We start from the raw sequence: 23368 nt of genomic DNA, 5'->3' as shown, positions 1-23368 counted from the left end.
ACACACCTAAAAGAGCGACATGGCCAAGCTTTACTTCCACTACGCGACGATGAATGCCGGCAAGACGACGATGCTTTTGCAAGCGTCTTACAATTATCGCGAACGCGGCATGTCGACGATGCTGTTCGTCGCCGGCCACTATCGTAAGGGCGACACCGGGCTGATCTCGTCGCGCATCGGTCTCGAATCCGAGGCAGAGATTTTCCGCGACGGCGACGACCTCTATGCCAGGGTCGCGGAGCACCACCGGCATGGCCCGGTGCATTGCATCTTTGTCGACGAGGCGCAGTTCCTCGAGGAAGAGCAGGTCTGGCAGCTCGCCCGCATCGCCGACCGTCTGGGCATTCCGGTCATGTGCTACGGCCTGCGCACCGATTTTCAGGGCAATCTGTTCCCCGGCTCGCGCGCTCTGCTCGCCATCGCCGACGACCTGCGCGAGGTGCGCACCATCTGCCGTTGCGGCCGCAAGGCGACGATGGTGGTGCGCCTGGGGCCCGACGGCAAGGTGGCGAAGCAGGGCGAGCAGGTGGCGATCGGCAAGGACGTCTATGTCTCGCTCTGCCGCCGGCATTGGGAAGAGGAGATGGGCCGGGCCGCGCCCGACGACTTCATCGGTTTTGTCAGCAGCTGAGCCGGAGCTTGCCTAGAGCAATTCCAGGAAAAGTGCGTAGCGGTTTTCCGTCCGGAATTGTGTAAAAACAAAGACTTAGAGCGGTTCGGCGATTCCGTGAAAACGCTGAACCGCTCTAGAGCCGGATGTCGTCCGAAAACCGCTTCAAGCCTTGACGGGTGCCGGCGAAACCGGCATCGCCGCCGCAAGATATTTGCGGGCGCTGTTTCATGGCCGTTCGCAAAAACAAGACCTTAAGGCATGTCAGCTAAAGCTGTTCGATGTTGGTACGCGTTACTACGCGCCATGCGCATGCTTGCCTTGCCTTTCAAGGACCTAACCAATCCTTTTGTTTTGACGCTTCGCTTTGTCTTCCTTCTTTCAATCCCTTGAAGCCCCACATATATTCGCCGCCACGACACGGAAACGGATGCCGAAGCGGGAGGCCCCAATGGCGACATTGCAGAATTTCGATGCCGAAATTGCCAAGACCAAGCAGGTCGTGCAGGACATGCGCAGCAAGATCGAGCAGTCCGGTACGGTGCTCGACACGCTTGCTCAGGCCGACAAGAAGATCGGCGATGCCAATTTCGACATCGAGAACGCCCGCATCGAGGACGTGCTCAAGCAGCAGAAGGTCATGGAAGGCAATATTGCCGACCTGATCATCGGGCTTGAGGACGCAACCAATGTCTTCGGCGCCGAATTCGAAAGCATGAAAAACTACACCGGTTGGGAAAACTTCGTCGGCGTCTTTTCGGCGCAGCGCAAGCAGCGCATGCGTACCGATCGCGTCCGCAACATGTCGCTTGCCGGCAATCTGCAGGAGCTGCTGGCAAAGTCGGACACCATCGTCGGCATCCTGAAGGCGCAGAAGCAGGTCCTCGACCAGCGCTACAAGACCTCCGAGGCCAGCCTTTCGCAGGTTATCGAGCGCCGCAAGGTGACGATGACCAACCTTGAAGCGGTGCAGAAGCGCATCGAGGAATTGAACCCGATGCTGCTCGACATCGAAAACAAGATCGCCGCCTCCACGACCCAGAAGGAGCGCACCGAGCTTGAGGGCGAACGCTCCAAAATGGCGACCGAATACAATGAAAAGCAGGCCAAGGAGCAGGAGCTGCTGGCCGAAAGCCAGACGCTGGAGCGCTACACCTCGATGTTCCAGACCTTCGTCGATTCGCTCAACAACCAGATCGCCGCGCAGTCGACGCTGATCAACAAGCTGACCATCGACACCGAGCAGCGCATCGTCCTCTACAAGGCGCTGGAAGATTCGCTCAAGACCGCCGCCCAGCAGGACGTCGCCCACAAGATCAACACGTTGGGCAGCCAGGTCGACAACACGGCCGAGGAGACGATGGCCGGCATCGGCGCCGCCTCGCAGAAGCACATCGGCGACCTGCTCGAGATGCATGAGAAGAACATGGTGGCTTCGGCCGACATCCAGCGCCGCAAGAAGCTTGCCGACGATGCCTTCGCCCGCCGCTTCGATGATGTGATGAAGAAGCACAACGCCGCCAACTATGTGCAGCAATAGGCGGCGCCGCTGATTTCATTTCCACGGCAGCCACATGACACCTGAGAAAGACGCCGCGGCACGCTATTTCTCCGCCATCACGGCGGCGCTGAGCGGGCTGGAAGTGTTCATGCGCGACGACCGCTCGCCGCTTTACCGGCACGGCATCGTCGCCAGGATCGTCGCGGAGTATATCGCGCGGTTGGACAAGTCCTTTGCCTGCTGGCGCAACCGGCTCGGCTTCATGGACACCTTCCGCATCTCGCGCGCCGAAAGCGGCTACCCCGTCTTCCAGAACCTGCTCGAATTGGAAAACGACCGCCAGCAGGCCGATGCGCGGCTGGCCAACATCCCGCAGGCCGGCGAACTGCGCGAGGAGATGGCCGACTTCATCCTTCGCCACAAGGAATTCCCAGAGGCGCTGCAGAAGTCGATGGCAGAGCGGCTCTATCTTGAGGACGTCAAGAGCGAGGCGACCTTCGGCCCGTTCACTCTGGCGCAGACGGCAAAGGTTTCTGTCAACCCGAAAACCATGCGACCCTATTATCTCGTCCACTGGGCCGCGTTCGACGGCAGCGCCAACCTGCCGCTGGTCTACATGGTGACGGTGGAGGACTCCTCCGAAAGCATGGTGCGCCAGCTGGTCGACGTGAACGGCAAGCTCAACGAGCGGGTCGATATCCCGCTCCCCGTCGACGGCTTGCTCAACCCGGAGCTTGCGCACCGCTTCGACGATTTCACCGAGAAGAACTCGGCCTATACGCTCTCTCCGGCGACGATCGCCGTCAATCTCGACAAGGATTTCGAGCCGCTGCATCCCAAGCAGCTGAGGCGTGTGGTGCTGGGACCCTTCTACTCGGCCGGCATCACCGAGAACAATTCGACGGTGGCCGAGGTGCTGGCCAAGGTGCGCAAGCCGCAGAACGCCTGGCTGCTCACCTGGACGATCCAGGAGGTCTTCTCCAAGAGCGAGAAGCCCGGCCGCAAGGGCCTGTTCTCCAGCGAGAAGACGACGCAGGAGTTCTTCATCAACACCGACGATCTCGAAGCGGCGCGCCAGGGTGTGTCGAGCTACGAGAACCACGCGCTGATCCCGCACGAGGCCTATCAGGCGCTCTACGCCGCAGGCGAGGCGCAGAAGATCTTTTCCGGTTACAAGGTCCACATCCTGTCGAATGGGCAGGTGATCAGCGATGTATGACCGTCAAACCGCGGAGCATCCTTCATGGACACCGGCCTGACCACGATCTCGGAAGCCGCAATCGAGAAGCACCGCGCGACCGCGCAGAGCTTCATCACCCGCATCGTCGTGCTGGAGGATCCTTCGCGCGAATCCGGCACGGCGCTTGCCGGCACCAACCGCCGCTTTGTCTCGACCGTGTCGGTCGGTTCGGTGCGCCGCACGCGCGAGGTCGAGCTCACAAAAACAGTAGCGGCCATTCATCCCGACGACCAGTTGATGAGCATCCCGCAGCACACGCTGCTCTACCGCGCCCGCCGTGGCCTGGCGATCGCGCTAGCCATATCCGACGTCTTCGCCGAAGGCTCCGATCTCGAAAGCCTGCAGGCGAGGAATGCGCGTGCGCCGCTGGAAGGCGATGAGGCAGCCACCTTCAAGAAGCTTCTGTCGGCGTCGGCTTACGTTTCCGCCTTCAGTTTCGCTTCGTATCTCTTCCAACTGATCGACAGCGATGGCGAGGCGCCGAACGACATCCCCGAGCCCGACTTCCTGTTCGACACACCGCAGGACGCGGTCAAGTCGATCGTCGCCGGTCTCGACAAGGCAATCGCCGGCTCGAAGGACGACGCCGACCTGACGACGCGCGCTCGCGCCTTCGCCCGCATCGCCATCGACGGGTTGCTTGCGCGCAAAGGTCGCTTCGACGGCATTGGGCCGTTCGAAAATGCGCATATCCGTATCGACGTCGACGATTTCACCCTCGATGGTTTCGACGTCGCGCCCGGCAAGCGCACCAAGCCGCTGGTGATGACCTTCAAGAAACCGGAAGAGGTCGTCGGCAACCACATCGCCAAATTCCAGTCGGTCAGGCTGGCCAAGATGCTGATGGCCTACGACTTCGAGCGCGAGCTGAACCCCTTCGTCGAGCTCGGCGGCTTTCTTTTCACCTTCATCGGCGACGGCGCGCCGGGCACCGGCAAGACGACGCTGATCCAGATGATCGCCGGCCTCGTCAATGGCTACTGCCAGGTCGCCGGCTATCCCTTCGCCTATGAGAATTTTGGCGTCGACCAGATCTCGTCCTACCAGGGCAAGTCGGGCCAGAACTGCCGCCAGTTCATCAACAACGTGCTCAATCAGCGCGTCATCGGCTTCGGCACCATCGACGACATCGACCAGGTGGCGGCGCGCCGTTCCGACGACCGTGCTTCCGCCGGTCAGCAGGAGATCACCGGCGTCCTGATGGACGCCTTCGCCGGCGCCTCGACGGTGGTGCGCGGCAATTGCTCCTTCGGGATGTTCTCTAACTATCCGGAAAATGTCGACGACGCGCTGCGCCAGCGCGCCGGCGCGCGATGGCTGGTCGACGGCCCGCAGACCCGCGACGACTATATCGACATCTTCGTGCTGCTTGCCGGCAAGAACCACGAGATCCCGCTTGGCAAGCACGAGCTCTATGCCGCGCAGGAAATCCAGCGCGCCGTGACCGAGGCCTATGAAGAGCACGAGAAGCCGCGGGAAGGTGGGCTGATGAAGGTCTATGAGCGCTACATGAAGGAAAATGGCGCGCCGAAGACTATGGCCGATGTCGGCACCTACCTGCATATGATCAAGGACGCCGAGCCGCGCTTCACCGGCCGCGCCATCAAGAACGTCACCGACGCCATCAAGATGCGCGCCATGGACATCGAGCTGCCGGACGACTGGTTCGAGAAGCCGGAAGCCTTCATGCACAAGAGCTACGACGACAAAAAGGCAATGATCGAGGAACTGCGCGGACCGTTCTCGATGGACATGGTCATGCAGGAGATCAATCGCTACGCCGATTCCGAATTCCGCTATTCCGACAAATCCGACGACGCCGCCGTGGAGAAGCTCCTGCGCGACGCAAGGCTGCGCGAGCGCGCGGCACGCGAGATGGAGGAGTTGAAGAAGAAGGGGCTGTGGAATGCGTAAAGCGCGCCTTCCCCTTCTCCCCTTGTGGGAGAAGGTGGATCGGCGCGCAAGCGCCGAGACGGATGAGGGGTGTTCCAGCGGAGTGAGACGCTGGCATTCCCTGGAGCACCCCTCATCCGGCCGCTTCGCGGCCACCTTCTCCCACAAGGGGAGAAGGAGAGTTCGCGCCCCTCATCCGCCCTTCGGGCACCTTCTCCCCGTGAACGGGGAGAAGGGAAGATGAGCGCAATAAAAAAGCCCGACCTTCTGCGCGACAACGAGCTGATCTACGGCCGCTTGCTCGCCATCGACGAGCCGCACCTCATCCAGCGCTACAACAAGGCACTTGCCGCTTTCGGCCTCAAGCCCACCAAGCTTGAGAGCTTCCAGATCGACCGCACCGGCTTCTCGCCCGAGATCGCCGAGGAATGCGGCGACTACGACTATCTCGACCCCAATGAGGTCAACCGCCGCTTCATCATCCTGACGCCGTCGCAGATCGACCTGCCGGTGGTCCACACCGCCTTCTCCAACACCTCGCAGCTGATGTTCGAGTTCATGTCAAAGAACCAGCGCGCGATCGACGCGCTGACCATCAAGGACGTCATCTACGGCGAGATCGAGGACTCGGTCCCGAAGGTCAACGACATCGAGGACCTGCTGTCGATCAACCAGGTCGAGTTCAAGGTGTTGTCGGCCGAAGATGTGCTCGGCAAGGCGGCTGAGCTCGGCAAGCTCGTCGACCGGCTGAGGCAGGAGCCTGACGCCTGGCGCGACGACGCCATGCTTGAGCGCATGGTCGACCTTGCCAAGGTCTGCGGCGACATCCGCGAGAACGCGCTGGTGCCGGACCAGGTTATCTTCCGCCACAACGCCTACTGGACAAGCCATTTCGGCGGCCTCTATGTCTTCGTCGACCCCGATATGATGACGGTGATCAGCGATCCGGCCGCTCCCGGCTTCCGCCGCTCGCGGCCCTGGCAGGTGAGCTATCTGTCGATCAACGACGCCGACAAGGTGTTCGGCTTCCTGGCCGCCACCGGCCGCCTCGACCTGCCGCGCGCCTCCTGGATCGAGGCTTCCGGTTATCTCGAGCACCGCGCCGAAATGGTCGTGCGGGCGCTGATCCGCGATGCCGAGCCCAACCGCAATCTGACCGATGTCGACAAGGTCTGGCTGCAGACCTGGATCCTTGGCCATGCCGACCTGATCGCCAGCGACGGCAATTTCCCGTTCCTCAACGCCGCCAAGCGCGAGATCGCCCAGCTCGGCCATCTCAAGATCGAGGATGTGCCGCCGCGCCAGCGCTTCCTGGTCGTGCGCGCCAAGCCCGATCATCCCGATGCCTGGCTGACCAACCAGCTGATCTCGGATTTCGTGCCGCAGGACTTCGTTTCGCGCTACGTCTTCAACAAGCCCGGCTTCTACAAGGATTATGACGGCTTCAGCGACGCCTGGCGAAGCCATGTTGTGGACGTTCTGAAAACCACATATTTGAAGGACAAGGCGGCGTTCCGCGCGCGCCTTTACGGCCTGATTGACTAGAACGAAATGAACCGTCATTTCGTTCTAATTTATTGTGTTGGCGCATGATGTTATCCAAAAAGTCTGCAACTTTTTGGCATCATGCTAAGGGGTGCCAAAGCCATGCTTGATCCGATCGTGAACTTCGTCACCCAGATTTTTCAATGGATCGGCCGCGGCATCGGCTTCGTCATCGGCCTCATCCTGTGGCCGTTCATGTGGGTTGGCCGCTGGTACGGCCAGCGCGGCTGGATCCTGAAGGCGGTGGTCGGCCTTGCCATTCTGGTGTTGATCGGCCTCTACGCCAATTTCTTCTACGCCACGCAATGGTGGAACAATTTCGACCCGAACTATCCCGACACCTACACGTTCGAGAAGCGGAACGTGTCGGCGGGCGAGCAGGTTTCGGCCGGCAGCGGCACCGATACGGCCAAGACATGCGGCAACTCGGCGATCGCCCAGGTTGCCGCCGATTTGACGGACTTCAACGTCAACCAGAATGCCTGGATCTCCTCGATGATCCTCTACAAGCTCGGCCTGTTCGGCATCGATTGGGACAACACGCCCTGGATGGACAACAAGGCCTCCTTCCAGCGCGGCATCAACCAGGCGGTGCGGCGCACCGCGACCGAGCTTGCCGACAATCTCGGCCGCGTGCGCACCACATCGCAGATCGATGCCGACCTGCAGGATGCGCGCGGCAATCTGCAGTTCGACGAGTACACCTGGTATTTCGGCCTCAACCCGTTCGGCCCCAAGACGCCGACGCCGAGCTATTATCGCGACGCGGTGCGCAAGCTGCGAAACTTCAACGCCCGGCTGGCCACCTGCCAGGCGACGTTCGACGCCCGTGCCGACAATCTGAAGCAATATATCGACCGCATCTCGTCGGACATCGGATCGACCTCGGCCATCCTCAAGGAGCGCGCGGAGAACCACAATAATGGCTGGTTCGATACCCGCGCCGACGACCGCTTCTGGTTCGCCTATGGCCAGCTCTACGCCTATTACGGCTTGATGAAGGGCGCCCAGGCCGACTTCGAGAACGTGATCAAGGAAAAGCACCTGCAGAGCCTTTGGGACACGATGGATTCGCAATTCGTCTCGGCGCTGCGCATCCAGCCCTTCATCATCGCCAACGGCCGCGAGGATGGCTGGCTCCTGCCGACGCATCTGACGACGATGGGCTTCTACATCCTGCGCGTGCGCTCCAACATGGTCGAGATCAGCAACGTGCTCACGCAATAGCGCCTTTCGAGACGACACGGCGATGGTGGATTTGCGCCGTCGCCTCTGTCGCTTTTCGCGTATTCAGCGGCTGTTTTGAGACGGCGGAACGGTCTTGGCTCTGGCTTCTATACGCCGCAAGCGACCGGGGCCGAAGACCCGAACAGGGTCGGACCGGGAACAGCAGTTTTTCTTTGCAGGAAACTTAGTTGCATGGAAGTTGACGCCGCGGCCGCGACAGGGTTAGAACTTGCCCTTGCGCCCGCGCGGCATTTCGAACATGCACAAATGATCAATACCGTCCCTTCCACCGCCCAATCCAGAGGAAAGCCGTCATGGCCGAAGTGAAGTCCGACATCGAGATCGCGCGCGCCGCCAAGAAGAAACCGATCCAGGAGATCGGCGCCAAGATCGGCATCCCGAACGAGCATCTGTTACCCTATGGCCACGACAAGGCGAAAGTCTCGGCCGAGTTCATCAAGTCGGTGAAAGACAGGAAGGACGGCAAGCTGATCCTGGTCACCGCCATCAACCCGACGCCGGCCGGCGAAGGCAAGACCACCACCACGGTCGGCCTTGGCGATGGCCTCAATCGCATCGGCAAGAAGGCGATCGTCTGCATCCGCGAGGCCTCGCTCGGCCCGAATTTCGGCGTCAAGGGCGGTGCCGCCGGCGGCGGCCTCGCCCAGGTGGTGCCGATGGAGGACATGAACCTCCATTTCACCGGCGACTTCCATGCCATCACGACGGCGCATAACCTGCTTTCGGCACTGATCGACAACCACATCTACTGGGGCAACGAGCTCGGCATCGATACCCGCCGCGTCGCCTGGCGCCGCGTCATGGACATGAACGACCGGGCGCTGCGCGAGATCATCTGCTCGCTCGGCGGCGTCGCCAACGGTTATCCGCGCGAAGCCGGCTTCGACATCACCGTGGCTTCCGAAGTCATGGCGATCCTGTGCCTCTCCACCGACCTCAAGGACCTCGAGAAGCGCCTCGGCGACATCATCGTCGCCTACCGCCGCGACAAGTCGCCGGTCTATGCCCGCGACCTCAAGGCCGACGGCGCCATGGCGGTGCTGCTCAAGGACGCCATGCAGCCCAATTTGGTGCAGACGCTGGAGAACAACCCGGCCTTCGTTCATGGCGGCCCGTTCGCCAACATCGCGCATGGCTGCAACTCGGTCGTGGCCACCACGACGGCGCTGAAGCTCGCCGACTATGTCGTCACCGAAGCTGGCTTCGGCGCTGACCTCGGCGCGGAAAAATTCTTCGACATCAAGTGCCGCAAGGCGGGGCTGAAGCCCTCGGCGGCGGTCATCGTCGCCACCGTGCGCGCCATGAAGATGAATGGCGGCGTCAAGAAGGAAGACCTCGGCAAGGAAAACATCGAGGCGGTCAAGAAAGGCTGCCTGAACCTCGGCCGCCACATCGAGAATGTGAAGCAGTTCGGCGTGCCTGCCGTGGTGGCGATCAACCACTTCACCACCGACACCGAAACCGAGATCCAGGCGATGAAGGACTTCGTCAAGGCGCAGGGCGCCGAGGCCATCCTGTGCAAGCACTGGGCGCAGGGCTCGGCAGGCATCGAGGACCTCGCAAGGAAAGTGGTCGAGATCGCCGAATCCGGGGCCTCGCAGTTCTCGCCGCTCTATCCGGACGAGATGCCGCTGTTCGAGAAGGTCAACACCATCGTCAAGCGCATCTACCGCGGCGACGAGGCGATCGCCGACAAGTCGATCCGCGACCAGCTGCATGCCTGGGAGCAGGCCGGCTACGGCAACCTGCCGGTCTGCATGGCCAAGACCCAGTACTCGTTCTCGACCGACCCGAACCTGCGCGGCGCGCCGACCGGCCACACCGTTCCGGTGCGCGAGGTCAGGCTCTCGGCTGGCGCCGGCTTCGTCGTCATCATCTGCGGCGAGGTCATGACCATGCCCGGCCTGCCGAAGGCGCCGTCCTCGGAGAAGATCTTCTTGAACGAGATTGGCCAAATCGAGGGCCTGTTCTAGAGGCCGCTCAAGCTGAAAGACCAAGGGCGCCGCCTCACCGCGGCGCCCTTTTTCTTCGCCGGCTTTCACGCCACCGTAGGCGAGCCGAACTTCTTGATGCCGGCGACCGACATCGAGACGAACTGGTCGAGGATGGCGAAGAAGATATCGAGGCTGAAGCCGAACAGGAAAGCGAAGGTGAACAGGCTGAAGCCTATGCCGGTCACCTCGCCGCCGAGCTTAGTTCCGGGCGCCATGAACCAGGCGAGGATCATCCCGGCAAGCCCGCCCAGCGCGATGCGATGAATGAGCCGCGACAGCGGCGGATTGGGTAAGAGCGGGTTCAGGATCATGCGCATGTGGAACATGATGCCGCCAAGCGCGCCGTAAAGCGCGGGCAGGATCCACAGCGCATAGGGGCTGAGGACCTCGCTGAGTGTCTTGGCCTGCAGTGTCAGCGTCGAAATCGAATTCGGCGTGATGGTGATGACGCCTTCGCATTGCAGATCGCGTGTCGCCTCGTCGAAATCCGCGTTCACGTCTTCGACCATGCCGGTAGAACTGACGACTTGCATGCCGCCTTGAGTGTTGCCGTTGTTCCTGCAATCGAAATCCGACTGCTTGAGCGGCTGGCTACTCCCGGCCCCGCTCTGCTGTTGCGCCAGCACGATCTGCTGGCCGCAGAACTGGTCAATCGCCATCTGCCTGGGGTTCGAAAAATCAAGCGGCGTGCCCGCTTTGGCCGAGGAAGCCGAAAACTTGCAATAGGCCCATTGCATGCCCCAGAGGGGAAATGGCGCCTCTTGCGTCATGAACCCCTGCGCCCGCACCAGCAACGAGGAAAAACGCTGGTCGAGCGAATGCAGGCTGTCGACGGAATTGTAATAGGCGTCCTTCAGAAGCGTCAGATCGGTCGCCGACGCCTGCTGGGCGGCGGCCGAGCTCAATTGCTTCTTGGTCGCCCAGACCTGCCTGATCGACTGCCCGAACCGAGCGCTGAAATCGTTGTTGTCGATCTCCTGCAGCTCCGCGTTGATCGAGACGCCCCTGTTGTAGACATAGGTCAGCTTGCCGATGACGATCATCATCGTCACCGACAGGGCGATGAGGAAATAGGTCGCGAGCGCGGTCCGGCGCGACATGTCGCCCGGCGACCAGCCGGTGCGCAGCGCAGCCAGGGTTGAAAACGGCACGGTGCTGGAGCAGTCGTTGAGCACCGTTTGAAGTTTGACGACCTCGGGCTGGCTTGCGCTCGCGTCACTGAGCTTTTCCGCGTCGCCGATCGCGGCGAAGAGCGCACTGTCCTTGAACACGCCGTAGCGGCCGTACCCGGCAACCAGCTTGGCGTCGGCAAGCAACCCGGAGACAAGAGGATCGTGGAATGTCGTCATCGCGCCCCCCGACGACTAGCCCAGATAACCCTGCACGAAGCCATATTGCGACGGGCATCCGCAGGGATAGCCGGCCGGCCCGGGCGGTTGCGCCCAACACCAGAAGAATTGGGTGAAGCAGATCGTGCCTGGCGCATGCGGCGGAACTTGCGCTAAGGCGGGCCACGGCAGCAGCGCCGCGCCGACAGCGAGGGTCAGGACGACCAAGGTTTGTGCAACGCGCGCCTTCAATCCAGCCCCCAAGCCATCCGCGCTTATTCACATGCGCGGCGACTTTCTGAAAATACCGGAACGGGGTCCGTGAAATGGCTCACGCTCTTGCTGGATATTTGGCGCCAAGAAAAAGGCGCCGCATCCTGGCGGCGCCCTTGCTTTTGAACGGCTTCGGTTACGCGGCGTTCCGCTGCAGGGCCCGCTGGTTGGACGCATAGATCGTGTCGCGCTCAGGCAGGGCGCCGGTCTTCAGGCAATCGATCCACTCGGCGGTCTTGAGCACCGCAGCGAAGCGCGACTGCAAGATGACGCTCACCACCCGGTGTATATCCTCGGCCGACGCGTAGCCGGCGCTGTTGGCATAGGGCACCGAGCCGCTGGCATCCGAGAGGAACTCGACGGCAAAGCCCATATGCACCGCGTGAATGATGGTCGACAGATCGCAATTGTGGGTCATGTAACCGACGACCGCGATCGTATCGATGGCGTTGGCGCGCAGCCAGGCTTCGAGATCCGTGCCGGTGAAGGCCGAAGGCAGCGTCTTTTCGACATAGTGGTCGCGTGCGCGCCTGGCGATCTCGGGATGCAGCTCGCCGCCATGGCTGCCCTTGGCGAAGATCGGCGAGGTCTCGGGCGCCATCTGCTTGACGACGACCACCTTGACGCCGGCCGCTGCGGCGGCATCCATGGCGCGCGCCACATTGGCGACGGTCTCAGTGAATGGCGGATGCTGGATGGCGAGATTGCCGCCATTGTAGTCGTTCTGGACATCGACGACGACAAGCGCGCGGCGTGGCTGGGTGGCTGGTGCTGACATGGCGGTTTCCTTTCGACCGGGTTGATGGGCGCTAAGCTAGGCCGATGTTTCGAGCCAAAAAAGTGGCCCGATTGACATCATCCGAAAAAATTGGGACATTCAGCTTCAACGGAGCGATGCTTGCCATGAAGAATCCGATCATCGCCGCCGTCGCCTTCGACGGCATCAGCCCGTTCCACCTCTCCGTGCCGTGCCTGGTGTTCGGCACCGATCGAACCAAACTTGGGCTGCCGCGCTTCGACTTCCGCGTCTGTGCGATGGACGAGGGACCCATTCATACCGATGCGGGGCTGAGCATCGTCGTGCCGCATGGGCTTTCGGCGCTCGACGAGGCCGACATCGTCATCATCCCGAGTTGGAAGGATCTCGAGGATCCCTTGGCCGCGCCGTTCAAGGACGCGCTGCAGCGCGCGCATCGGCGCGGCGCGCTCATCGTCGGCTTGTGCCTCGGCACCTTCGCCATTGCCGGCGCCGGATTGCTGGCCGGGCGCAAGGCAACAACCCACTGGGCCTATACGGATCGGCTGCACGTGCTTCATCCCGACATCGCGATCGATGCGGACGTGCTCTATGTCGACGATGGCGATATCGTCACCTCCGCCGGCGTCGCCGCCGGCCTCGACTGCTGCCTGCACATCGTTCGCGCCCGCTATGGCGCGGAGGCCGCCCTTCGGCTTGCCCGCCACGTTGTGCTCTCGCCGCATCGGCAGGGCGGCCAGGCGCAGTTCATCGAGCGCCCGCTTGCGCCGACACCGAATGCCGACCGGTTCACGCGCGCTCTCGACCAGGTGCGGGCGGCGCTCGGCGAACCGCACAGCCTCGACAGCGTCGCCGATGCGGCCGGCCTCACCCGCCGCACCTTCACGCGCCGCTTCCAGAAGTCGATAGGCACAAGTTTCGGCGACTGGCTTGCCGACCAGCGCGTGGCACTTGCGCAGAGGCTGCTGGAGCAGACGGACAAATCGATGGACATCGTGGCCTTCGAAGCCGGCTTCGGCAGCGCCACCTCGCTGCGCCAGCATTTCGCCGCGCGGCTCAGGACCTCGCCGGTGCGGTACCGGCGTGAATTCTCAAAGACCGCTCAAAACGCCGGTGCGCTCATCGGCGCGTGACGACCCGCGCCGGGTTGCCGACGACAGTGGTGTTCGCCGGCACGTCGCGCCTCACCACCGCGCCCGCGCCGACGATGGCGCCCTCGCCTATGCTGACGCCGGCGAGGATCACCGCGCTGCCGCCGATCCAGGCGTTGTCGCCGATCGTTACCGGCCTGGCGATCTCCAGTCCGGCCAGCCGGCCGGCAGCTTCGCGATGATGCTCGGCGCAGTAGATCTGCACATTGGGGCCGAGCAGGGCGCCCTTGCCGATGCGCACCGGCGCGGTATCGAGGATGGTGCAGCCGGCATTGAGAAAGATCCCCTCGCCGAGATGGATGTTGAACCCGTACGCGCAATGGAACGGCGCCTCGATGCGAGCCCCCTCGCCGACGCCGCCGAGCAGCGCCCGCAGGGCCGGAGCGATGTCGCCGCGCTGCCTGGGCGGCAGGCCGTTGTGCTCGAATACCGCATCGCGCGCGGCGACGCGCAATGCCTCCAGCTCATCGTCGATGCAGGTGTACCATTCGCCCGCCGCCATCTTCATGCGCTCGCTTGCCGTCATGGCGATACCTCCAGATTTCGTCTGCTGCCAAAGCATAATCGATTGTGAGACAAAGCCCCGTGGCGAAATGCTTGGCTTGTGCTAGCCTTCCGTCGCGGGACCACGCGACGGTCTCGGTTTGAGGGGGTCGATCGTGCTTTACATTCTCGCCCTGCTGATAGGCGTCATTGCCGGCCTGCGCGCCATGACCGCGCCCGCCGCCGTCGCCTGGGGCTCCTATCTCGGCTGGCTTCCGGTCGCGGGCACCTGGGCGAGCTTCATGGGCCACTGGATCGCCGTCGGCATCTTCACCGTCCTGGCCATCGTCGAGCTGGTCGCCGACCAGCTGCCGTCGACGCCGAGCCGCAAGGTGCCGCCGCAATTCGGCACCCGCATCGTCGTCGGCGCCTTCTGCGGCACAGTCATCGGCGCGACCGCCGGCGCCACCATCGGCGGCCTGGTCGCCGGCGCAATCGGCGCGGTGATCGGCACGCTGGGCGGCGCCAAGGCCCGCGGCCGGCTGGCCGCCGCATTCGGCAAGGATCAGCCCGCCGCCTTCATCGAGGATGCGGTGGCCATCATCGGCGGGCTGCTCATCGTGGCGGCGGTCGCATGAGCGCAAAGAGCTTCGATGCCATCGTCATCGGCGCCGGCCAGGCCGGGCCGCCGCTTGTTGGCCGGCTCGAGGCCGCCGGCATGAAGGTTGCGCTGATCGAGCGCAAGTTCATCGGCGGCACCTGCGTCAACACCGGCTGCATGCCGACCAAGGCGATGGTGGCGAGCGCCTATGCCGCGCATCTCGCCCGCCGCGCCGCAGACTACGGTGTCGCGCTCTCAGGCCCCGTCGGCGTGGACTACAAGCGCATCAAGGCGCGCAAGGACAAGGTCACCAACGACGCCCGCGGCAATCTCGAAAAATGGATCGCCGGAATGAAGGGCTGCACGCTCTATCGCGGCCATGCGCGTTTCGTCACCGCCGACACGGTGCACGTCGGCGACGCGCTACTCACCGCGCCAAAGATTTTCCTCAACACCGGCGGCCGCGCCTCGGTGCCCAACCTGCCCGGCATCAACGACGTGCCCTATCTCACCAATTCCTCGATGATGGATCTCGATGTGCTGCCCAGCCATCTGATCGTCGTCGGCGGCAGCTACATCTCGCTCGAATTCGCGCAGATGTTCCGCCGCTTCGGCTCCGAGGTCACGGTGATCGAAAAGGCGCCGCGGCTGACCGGCCGCGAGGATGAGGACACCTCCGCCGCCATCCAATCGATACTCGAAAACGAAGGCATCGCCGTCCATGTCGGCGCGGACGACATCAGCTTTGCCAGGCAAGGCAATGGGATCGCCGTCACCTTCTCCGCCGGCAAATCCCCGGCCATCGGCTCGCATGTGCTGCTGGCGCTGGGGCGCACGCCCAACACCGACGATCTGGGCCTCGACAAGGCCGGCGTCGCGGTCGACCAGCGCGGCTATATCGTCGTCGACGATCAGTTGCGCACCAATGTGCCGGGCATCTGGGCGATGGGCGACTGCAACGGCAAGGGCGCCTTCACCCACACCTCCTACAACGACTTCGAGATCGTAGCCGCCAACCTACTCGACAACGATCCGCGCAAGGTGAGCGACCGCATCGAGGCCTATGCGCTCTACATCGATCCGCCGCTTGGGCGCTGCGGCATGACTGAGGCCGCGGTGAAGAAATCCGGCCGCCGCGCGCTGGTCGGACAGCGGCCGATGACCCGTGTCGGCCGCGCCGTCGAGAAGGGCGAGACGCAAGGCTTCATGAAGATCCTGGCCGATGCCGACACCGGCGAGATCCTCGGCTGCTCGGTGCTCGGCCCGGGCGGCGACGAGGCGATCCACTGCGTGCTCGACCTCATGTACGCCAAGGCGCCGATCTCGACGCTGGCGCGCGCCATGCACATCCACCCCAATGTCTCGGAGCTGCTGCCGACCATCGCCCAGGAGCTGAAGCCGCTGGTCTAAAATCCAGAGGCGGCGTTCGGCCGTTGCGGCGAAGCCTCGTGCCGCGCAGCAAGCGGGCGAGCGCGATTGCGATGATGCCCGACAGCCCGGCGCGGCTGGACCACTCGACAGCCCGATCGCAACAATGCATGGCTGAAACCTCCTCACACGGAGATATCCCATGCAGAAGACGATCGAACGCATCGCCGGCGACAGCGAAGGCGTTGCCTACGAATTCCCGGTCTTGCGCTTCGAGGGCAAGGACAAGGCGGCCACTTCCGCCTATCTGCAGGCGGCGCTGCATGCCGGCGAGCTGCCGGGCGTCGTCGCCATCGACGCCCTGGTGCCGATGCTCGCCAGGGCTGAGGCCGAAGGTCGCATCAAGGGTCCGATCACCATCGTGCCCTGGGCCAACCCGATCGGCCGCGCCCAATATCATTTCGGCGAGCATCAGGGCCGCTTCAATCTCGGCACCCGCACCAATTTCAACCGCTCCTTTCCCTTGCTTGCCGCGCCCGACGAAAGGCTCTTGCCGGATGTCAGCCTCGGCGGCGCCGATCGCCGGCTGAAGAACCGGCTCGTCCAGCTCTCGCTCGGCAACGACATCGTGCTTGACCTCCACTGCGACGACGAAGGTCTGGCCTATCTCTACATCCACACCAGCCTGTGGCCGCATATGGCCGATTGCGCGGCCGCCATGGGCGCCGAAGCCGTTCTGCTGTGGAGCGAGGACGATACCGGCACCTTCGAAGGCGCCTCGATCATGTCCTACCAGAACGTGCCGGCGAGCGTCGCGCGCTTCGATCGCCGCGCCGTCACCACGGTCGAATATCGCGGCATACTCGATGTCGACGCCGCCCTCGCCGCGGCCGATGCCGCCGGGCTTTACCGCCTGCTGGTGGCGCGCGGCGTCGTCCAGGACTCATCCGTGCCGAAATTCGAGAAATTTCCCGGACCGGTCGTACCGCTGGAAAACATCGACATGATGCCTTCGCCAAGGGCCGGCGCGATCCTTTACGAGGTCAAACCCGGCGACCGCGTCAAGAAAGGCGACAGGCTGGCGACGATCGTCCACGCACCCGGCGAGGCCGGCGGCCGCACGGAAGTGTTCGCCCCTCAGTCGGGCTTCATCCTGACCCGCCGCGCGCGCCGCATCATCCGCGCCGGCGAGGATCTTCTGAAGCTCGCCGGCGACGCCAGGAGCACCGATGCACGCTCCGGCACGCTGGAAGACTGAGGCGTAGCGGCTTTCACCATCGCCGTGAAATCCAGTTGCATGGACCTCCATTCGCCGCTATGGGAGTCGCCATGAACATGCGTTCGAACAAGACCATTTGGTGGTGGGCTCGCTGACAGCGGCCTGTTCGTGCGTGTGCGCGTGAAAAAGAGGTTGGCCGCAGCGGAATATCCGGGCGGCCATTTGTTTTTTAACGCCATTCCCGGGTCCGTTGCCCAAGACGCTGATGGAGACGGCAATGACGACTAAAGTTCTGGACAACGGGGCGGAGCGTTTCGTCACCGCGGGCGGCGTGACGATTACCCGCGAGCGGCACGACCGGCCCTATGAAGGCGCGATCGATGCCTATGTCGACGGCCTGAATTCGCGCCGCGGCGCAGTGTTCTCCTCCAACTACGAATATCCAGGCCGCTACACGCGCTGGGATGCGGCCATCATCGATCCGCCGCTGGTGATTTCCGCGCGGGGACGCACGATGCGCATCGAAGCGCTGAACAAGCGCGGCGAAGCGCTGTTGCCCGTGATCGGCAAGGCGCTTGGCGAGCTCGGCGAAGTGACGATCGTCGAGACCTCGACGACACTCATCCGCCTCGATGTCGCCAAGCCGGGCCGCGTCTTCACCGAGGAGGAGCGCAGCCGCGTTCCGTCCGTCTTCACGGTGCTGCGCGCCATCACCGCGCTGTTCAAGACCGCCGAGGACGCCAATCTCGGCCTTTACGGCGCCTTCGGCTACGACCTCGCTTTCCAGTTCGATCCTGTCGACCACAAGCTCGAGCGCAAGGAGAGCCAGCGCGACCTCGTGCTGTTCCTGCCCGACGAGATCCTCGTCGTCGACCACTATTCGACCAAGGCCTGGACCGACCGCTACGACTATTCCGGCGACGGTTTTTCGACCGAGGGCCTGCCGCGCGACGCCACCGCCGAGCCGTTCAAGACCGCCGACCGCATCCCGCCGCGCAGCGACCATGAGCCGGGCGAATACGCCAACCTGGTGCGCCGCGCCATGGAGAGCTTCAAGCGCGGCGACCTGTTCGAGGTCGTGCCTGGACAGATGTTCTACGAGCGCTGCGAGACCCAGCCTTCCGACATTTCGCGCAAGCTGAAGTCGATCAACCCCTCGCCCTACTCCTTCTTCATCAATCTCGGCGAGAACGAATATCTGATCGGCGCCTCGCCGGAGATGTTCGTGCGCGTCAACGGCCGCAGAGTCGAAACCTGCCCGATCTCGGGCACCATCAAGCGCGGCGACGACGCCATTTCCGACAGCGAGCAGATCCTGAAGCTGCTCAACTCGAAGAAGGACGAGTCCGAGCTCACCATGTGCTCGGACGTCGACCGCAACGACAAGTCGCGCGTCTGCGAACCGGGCTCCGTGCGCGTCATCGGCCGCCGTCAGATCGAGATGTATTCGCGCCTGATCCACACCGTCGACCATATCGAGGGGCGGCTGCGCGAAGGCATGGACGCCTTCGACGCGTTTCTCTCGCATGCCTGGGCGGTCACCGTCACCGGCGCGCCGAAACTGTGGGCCATGCGCTTCATCGAGCAGAATGAGAAGAGCCCGCGCGCCTGGTATGGCGGGGCGGTCGGCATGGTCAACTTCAACGGCGACATGAACACCGGGCTGACCTTGCGCACCATCCGCATCAAAGACGGTATCGCCGAGGTGCGCGCCGGCGCCACGCTGCTTTTCGACAGCGTTCCCGAGGAAGAAGAAGCCGAAACCGAACTGAAGGCATCCGCCATGCTCTCCGCCATCCGCGACGCCAAGGCCGGCAACGCCACCGGAACCGAGCGCGCCACCGCGCGCGTCGGCGACGGCGTCAACATCCTGCTGGTCGACCATGAGGACAGTTTCGTCCACACCTTGGCCAACTACTTCCGCCAGACCGGCGCCAACGTCTCCACGGTTCGCTCGCCGGTGCCGGAGGAGGTCTTCGAGCGGTTGAAGCCGGACCTCGTCGTGCTTTCGCCCGGTCCCGGCACGCCGAAGGATTTCGACTGCGCCGCCACCATCAGACGAGCGCGCAGCCGCGACCTGCCGATCTTCGGCGTCTGTCTCGGCCTGCAGGCATTGGCCGAGGCCTATGGCGGCGAGCTCAGGCAGTTGCACATCCCCATGCATGGCAAGCCGTCGCGCATCCGCGTTTCGAAGCCCGGCATCATCTTCTCGGGCCTGCCCAAGGAAGTGACCGTCGGCCGCTACCACTCGATCTTCGCCGACCCGGTGCGCCTGCCCGACGGCTTCGTGGTCACCGCCGAGACCGAGGACGGCATCATCATGGCTTTCGAGCACCGCAAGGAGCCGATCGCGGCGGTGCAGTTCCATCCGGAATCGATCATGACGCTCGGTCACAATGCCGGCATGCGCATCATCGAAAACATCGTCGCGCATCTGCCGCGCAAGGCCAAGGAAAAGGCCGCGTAGGAACCATGGCTGTGACGCAGGAAACGGTGGCGGCCGCGGCGAAAGCCGCGACCCGCGAGAAGATTGCCAGGCTTGCCTTCTGGTCGATCCTCGTCGCCTTCGTCGTGCTCGTCTTGAAGCTTGCGGCCTGGTACATCACCGGTTCCGTGGCGCTCTATTCCGACGCGCTGGAATCGATCGTCAACGTGATCGCATCGGCCGCCGCCTTCTGGGCGATCCAGGTCAGCTACAAGCCCGCCGACCAGGATCATCCCTTCGGCCATCATAAGGCCGAATATTTCTCGGCCGTCCTCGAGGGCGTGCTGATCGTCGTCGCGGCGCTGCTGATCCTCAACGAGGTCTGGCAGTCCTGGCAACATCCGGCCCCGCTGGAACAGCCCTGGGAAGGACTTGCCGTCAACGGCGTCGCGACGGTCATCAATGCGATCTGGGCCTGGACGCTGATCCGCGCCGGCCGGAATGCGAAGTCGCCTGCGCTTGTCGCCGACGGCCAGCACATCATGACCGACGTGGTAACATCCGTCGGCGTGTTCGGCGGTCTTGTCGGTGCCGTGCTCACCGGCTGGCAGATCCTCGACCCGGCACTTGCCGTGATCGTCGCGCTCAACATCCTGTGGCAGGGCTGGCATGTCATCGGCTCGTCGATGAGCGGGCTGATGGACCGCGCCGTCGACAACCATGAGCACATGCAGATCCGCAACATCATATCGGCCAATTCGAAGGGCGCGCTCGAGGTGCATGATCTCAAGACGCGCATTGCCGGCCGCGCCACCTTCATCGAGTTCCATCTGGTGGTCGACGCCGACATGACCGTCGGCGCCAGCCATGTCATCTGCGACCGCATCGAGGACGCGCTGAAGGCCGAGATCCCCTCGGTGCGCGTCACCATCCATGTCGAGCCAGACGACGAAGCCAAGTTGCCGAAAGGCACCGCGGCGGTGCCGTTCGCCTGACGGTGCCAGCATGGCAGCCGTTAGAGATTGGCCGGAGCCTCTCAACTTCGTCATTCCAGGGCGGAGCAGGAGCGAAGCTCCGTCGCGAAGACCCTGGAATCCATGCCGTTACCTTCGCCAAGGCATGCAACGGAGCAAAATTCTGCACCGAGGCGGCGCTTCCAAGTCACAGGATTCAATGGTCTGCGCCGCGTCGCTTCGCTCCTTGCTGCCATAGAATGACGAAGCGCTGGTTACGGCGCACAGGCCGACTGCGGCATGGGGTTCAGCCGGTAGACCTTGTCGTCGGACCTGGTCTTGCCGTTCGCCGCCTTCGAGCAGAGATCGAGGACCGCCACCGCATTGTTGGGGTTCGCGACCATCATCGTGCCGTTGACGCCGCGCTTGAGGAAGATCTCCTTCTGCGAGACGTTGCAGGAAAAATCGCTCATCTTGGAATTGGCCGAGCAGCGCCACTGATCGGCCTCGCCCTGGCAGGAATAGGTCTGCGTGACCTTTTTCCCTTTCTGCCTCGTCGTCACCGAAACGGCGACATCCGCCCCATCCGGCCAGTTCGCGGCATCGCCGCCGGCGGCGAAGGAGGCGAGCTCGACCGGTCCGCGGAAAATACGGATCGATTGCGTCAGCTGGTTGGGATGCGACCTCAGATGCGCATCGTCGTAGTCACGCCCGAAGCAGAAGGGCTGATCGGGCTTGAGCCGCACGCGCAGCGGCTCGCCCAGCGCCGGGTCGATCGGATCGATGCGCGCGAACTCCGCCTTGCAGGTCTCGGCCGGCATCCGGTCCAGCTTGAAATTGTCGTCCTCGCTGCCCAGCGCCTGCTTGTTGTACTCGGCCTTGCCGAGCTGCTCTTCCGAATCCGGGTCGAGATAGACGTCCGGCGACAGGCCGGACAGAAGAAGCTTCCCCTTGTCGTCGACTTTCAGCGAAGCCAGCGTCCGGTCGCAGTCCATGCCGCAACGGATGCCGCTCGCCTTGTCGCTGGGATCCTCCTTGTTGCACCAGCTGCTCGCCCATTCCGGCTTCTTGGCGCCGCGCACCGTTGTCGTGAGAAAGCCGTTATAGGACGTATCTTGGTTGGCGGCGGGTTCTTCGTTCGTCCGGCTGACCGGGTCATGGCCGTAGAAGAAGAAGATGCGCGCCACCTTCTGGCGCGGATGCGCCTTGAGATGGGCGGTGTCGTAGACGCGGCCGAAGCAGGCGTCGGCGCCGGTCGGGCTGAGCTCGGGAAGCTTGGGCGGCTGTTCGGCGCGCGCCGCGCCGAACGAGGCGGCAAAGGCGGCGCAAAGCACCACCGCCATGGTCCTCGCCACCATGGTCCTCGATATCATGTGATCCTCCTCCCACCGACAGGACTTGGATATGCTAGTCTAGGAGTGCCGCCTGGACCATGCAAAAATCGCGAGCGGACGGGCGAACGGAGGATACGATGCTGCGCCGTGACATCTTTCGTGCCGGTCTCACTGGCGCCGCGGGCCTTTTCGGCCTGAGCCGGGCAAATGCGGCAACGCATGAGGGGCGGCTGAAAGTCGCCTATCACCTCAGCGACGTCGACAAGGTCAACTTCGTCCTCGGCAACATCAAGAACCACTACGAGGGCACCGGCGGCAATGTCGACATCGTGCTTGTGGTGCACGGTCCGGCTCTGGCCGCCTTCAAGGCCAAGGGCGCTTCCGGCGCTGTTTCCAGCCGCTTCGCCGGCCTCGTCCAGCAGGGACTTGTGCCGCAAGCCTGCGGCAACACCTTGCACGGCATGGATATCACGCTGACCGACCTGCTGGCGGGCTTCGAGCTTGCCGACAAGGGCGGCGTCGTGAAGCTCGCCGAACTGCAGCATCAGGGCTATGTCTATCTCAGGCCCTGAATGCGCCCCCACTGAACGCCAACACTTGAAGGCCGGGCCGGCAATGGCCTACGAAGGATGGCAACCCGGAGGCCAGCCGACATGACGACACTTGCCATCCCCGATCTTGCCGGCAAGGCGGTGCTGGTCACCGGCGCTTCGACCGGGATCGGTGCAGCACTTGCCCGTGCTTACGCGGCGCAGAAATGCCGCGTCGCGCTGCATTTCAATGCAAGCCGCGCTCCCGCCGAAACCGTGGCCGGATCCATCCGCGACGATGGCGGCGAGGTGTTTCTGGTCCAGGGCGACTTCTCGAAACCGGCCGACGTCGAGCGTGTCGTCGAAGAGAGCGCAAATCACTTCGGCCGGCTCGATGGCCTGGTCAACAATGCCGGCGGCATGCTTGGCCGCGTCGCCTATGCCGACCAGGACGAGACGCATTACGACGCCGTGATGGACCTCAATGCGCGCTCGGTGCTGACCGCCTCACGCAAGGCGATACCATGGCTGAAGCGCCAGGGCGGCTTCATCATCAACACCACCTCGATCGCCGCCCGCAACGGCGCCGGCGGCGGCGCCGGCCTCTACGGGTCGTCCAAAGCCTTCGTCTCCAACGTGACGCGCGGCATGGCCAAGGAGCTGGTCGGCTTCGGCATCCGCGTCAACGCCGTGGCGCCCGGCACGATCTTGACGCCCTTCCACGAACGCTATTCGAACGCCGAGCAGATCAAGGCCATGGTCGCCACCATTCCTCAAGGGCGCGCCGGAACGCCGGAGGATTGCGTCGGCGCTTACCTGTTCCTGTCGTCCGATCTGTTGAGCGGCTACATCATCGGCCAGGTGATCGAGGTCAATGGTGGCCAGTTGATGCCGTGAGCGGTCGACTGCATACTC

General features: G+C 63.5%; 19 protein-coding genes. 15 read left to right on the top strand and 4 right to left on the bottom strand.

From position 1 onward, the window contains the following. Positions 1–19: 19 nt before the first annotated feature. The 7 genes from FJ425_RS16150 to FJ425_RS16120 all read left to right on the top strand — a co-directional run bounded on the left by FJ425_RS16150 (position 20) and on the right by FJ425_RS16120 (position 10010). Positions 20–631 carry a thymidine kinase gene (locus tag FJ425_RS16150; RefSeq protein WP_140635384.1) on the top strand — a complete coding sequence of 204 codons (612 nt, stop codon included), beginning with the start codon at positions 20–22 and terminating at the stop codon, positions 629–631. A 430-nt stretch (positions 632–1061) separates the two neighbouring features. Further along, positions 1062–2150 (top strand): hypothetical protein, encoded by a 1089-nt coding sequence (locus FJ425_RS16145; protein ID WP_095766474.1) that lies wholly within the window; start codon positions 1062–1064, stop codon positions 2148–2150. A 34-nt stretch (positions 2151–2184) separates the two neighbouring features. Continuing rightward, positions 2185–3330 (top strand): hypothetical protein, encoded by a 1146-nt coding sequence (locus FJ425_RS16140; protein ID WP_140724828.1) that lies wholly within the window; start codon positions 2185–2187, stop codon positions 3328–3330. A 24-nt stretch (positions 3331–3354) separates the two neighbouring features. Beyond that, positions 3355–5265, top strand: a complete 1911-nt coding sequence (locus FJ425_RS16135) for an AAA family ATPase (protein WP_140635380.1) — start codon at positions 3355–3357, stop codon at positions 5263–5265. Between the two features lie 219 nt (positions 5266–5484). Then, the gene (locus FJ425_RS16130; protein ID WP_140635378.1) at positions 5485–6789 is read left to right on the top strand and encodes a DUF6638 family protein; all 1305 of its coding nucleotides are present in this window, start codon (positions 5485–5487) and stop codon (positions 6787–6789) included. 102 nt (positions 6790–6891) lie between these two features. Further along, the gene (locus FJ425_RS16125) at positions 6892–8016 is read left to right on the top strand and encodes a DUF2333 family protein (protein ID WP_140543554.1); all 1125 of its coding nucleotides are present in this window, start codon (positions 6892–6894) and stop codon (positions 8014–8016) included. Between the two features lie 314 nt (positions 8017–8330). After that, on the top strand, positions 8331–10010 hold the full coding sequence (locus FJ425_RS16120) for a formate--tetrahydrofolate ligase (RefSeq protein ID WP_140635376.1): 1680 nt from the start codon (positions 8331–8333) through the stop codon (positions 10008–10010). Positions 10011–10075: 65 nt separating this feature from the next. Here the strand turns inward: FJ425_RS16120 and FJ425_RS16115 are convergent, their stop codons facing one another. Further along, on the bottom strand, positions 10076–11380 hold the full coding sequence (locus tag FJ425_RS16115; RefSeq protein ID WP_140724824.1) for a hypothetical protein: 1305 nt from the start codon (positions 11378–11380) through the stop codon (positions 10076–10078). A gap of 388 nt (positions 11381–11768) precedes the next feature. Beyond that, positions 11769–12410, bottom strand: coding sequence for a cysteine hydrolase family protein (locus tag FJ425_RS16110; RefSeq protein WP_140724821.1), 642 nt, complete (start codon positions 12408–12410; stop codon positions 11769–11771). A gap of 125 nt (positions 12411–12535) precedes the next feature. Between FJ425_RS16110 and FJ425_RS16105 the strand changes: the two genes are divergently transcribed. After that, complete coding sequence (locus FJ425_RS16105; protein ID WP_140724818.1) at positions 12536–13522, top strand: helix-turn-helix domain-containing protein; 987 nt, start codon at positions 12536–12538, stop codon at positions 13520–13522. Here FJ425_RS16105 and FJ425_RS16100 read toward each other — a convergent pair. Further along, a complete protein-coding gene (locus FJ425_RS16100; RefSeq protein ID WP_140724815.1) occupies positions 13509–14066 on the bottom strand; it encodes a sugar O-acetyltransferase in 558 nt (185 codons plus the stop codon). The genes FJ425_RS16105 and FJ425_RS16100 overlap by 14 nt on opposite strands. Before the next feature lie 133 nt (positions 14067–14199). Between FJ425_RS16100 and FJ425_RS16095 the strand changes: the two genes are divergently transcribed. From FJ425_RS16095 to FJ425_RS16075, 5 genes are all read left to right on the top strand, one after another. Continuing rightward, the gene (locus FJ425_RS16095) at positions 14200–14661 is read left to right on the top strand and encodes a DUF4126 domain-containing protein (RefSeq protein WP_140724812.1); all 462 of its coding nucleotides are present in this window, start codon (positions 14200–14202) and stop codon (positions 14659–14661) included. After that, on the top strand, positions 14658–16034 hold the full coding sequence (locus tag FJ425_RS16090) for an FAD-containing oxidoreductase (RefSeq protein WP_140724809.1): 1377 nt from the start codon (positions 14658–14660) through the stop codon (positions 16032–16034). The genes FJ425_RS16095 and FJ425_RS16090 overlap by 4 nt, the downstream gene beginning before the upstream one ends. Before the next feature lie 160 nt (positions 16035–16194). Beyond that, positions 16195–17250, top strand: coding sequence for a succinylglutamate desuccinylase/aspartoacylase family protein (locus FJ425_RS16085; RefSeq protein WP_140635362.1), 1056 nt, complete (start codon positions 16195–16197; stop codon positions 17248–17250). A 238-nt stretch (positions 17251–17488) separates the two neighbouring features. Next, the gene (locus FJ425_RS16080; RefSeq protein WP_140724806.1) at positions 17489–19678 is read left to right on the top strand and encodes an anthranilate synthase; all 2190 of its coding nucleotides are present in this window, start codon (positions 17489–17491) and stop codon (positions 19676–19678) included. Between the two features lie 5 nt (positions 19679–19683). After that, complete coding sequence (locus tag FJ425_RS16075) at positions 19684–20631, top strand: cation diffusion facilitator family transporter (RefSeq protein ID WP_140635359.1); 948 nt, start codon at positions 19684–19686, stop codon at positions 20629–20631. A gap of 233 nt (positions 20632–20864) precedes the next feature. On the opposite strand, the gene FJ425_RS16070 is transcribed toward FJ425_RS16075, so the two are convergent. After that, positions 20865–21962, bottom strand: coding sequence for a hypothetical protein (locus FJ425_RS16070; RefSeq protein WP_140724804.1), 1098 nt, complete (start codon positions 21960–21962; stop codon positions 20865–20867). A 98-nt stretch (positions 21963–22060) separates the two neighbouring features. Between FJ425_RS16070 and FJ425_RS16065 the strand changes: the two genes are divergently transcribed. Further along, entirely contained in the window at positions 22061–22495 is a 435-nt protein-coding gene (locus FJ425_RS16065) for a DsrE family protein (RefSeq protein WP_140724802.1), read from the top strand. An 81-nt stretch (positions 22496–22576) separates the two neighbouring features. Beyond that, the gene (locus FJ425_RS16060; RefSeq protein ID WP_181175934.1) at positions 22577–23350 is read left to right on the top strand and encodes an SDR family oxidoreductase; all 774 of its coding nucleotides are present in this window, start codon (positions 22577–22579) and stop codon (positions 23348–23350) included. Positions 23351–23368 lie beyond the last annotated feature (18 nt).

The sequence above is a fragment of the Mesorhizobium sp. B2-7-2 genome, assembly GCF_006440775.1.
Lineage (GTDB): Bacteria > Pseudomonadota > Alphaproteobacteria > Rhizobiales > Rhizobiaceae > Mesorhizobium.
The sequence above is the reverse complement of the archived record's forward strand: the minus strand, read 5'-3'. Positions and strand labels throughout refer to the sequence as shown.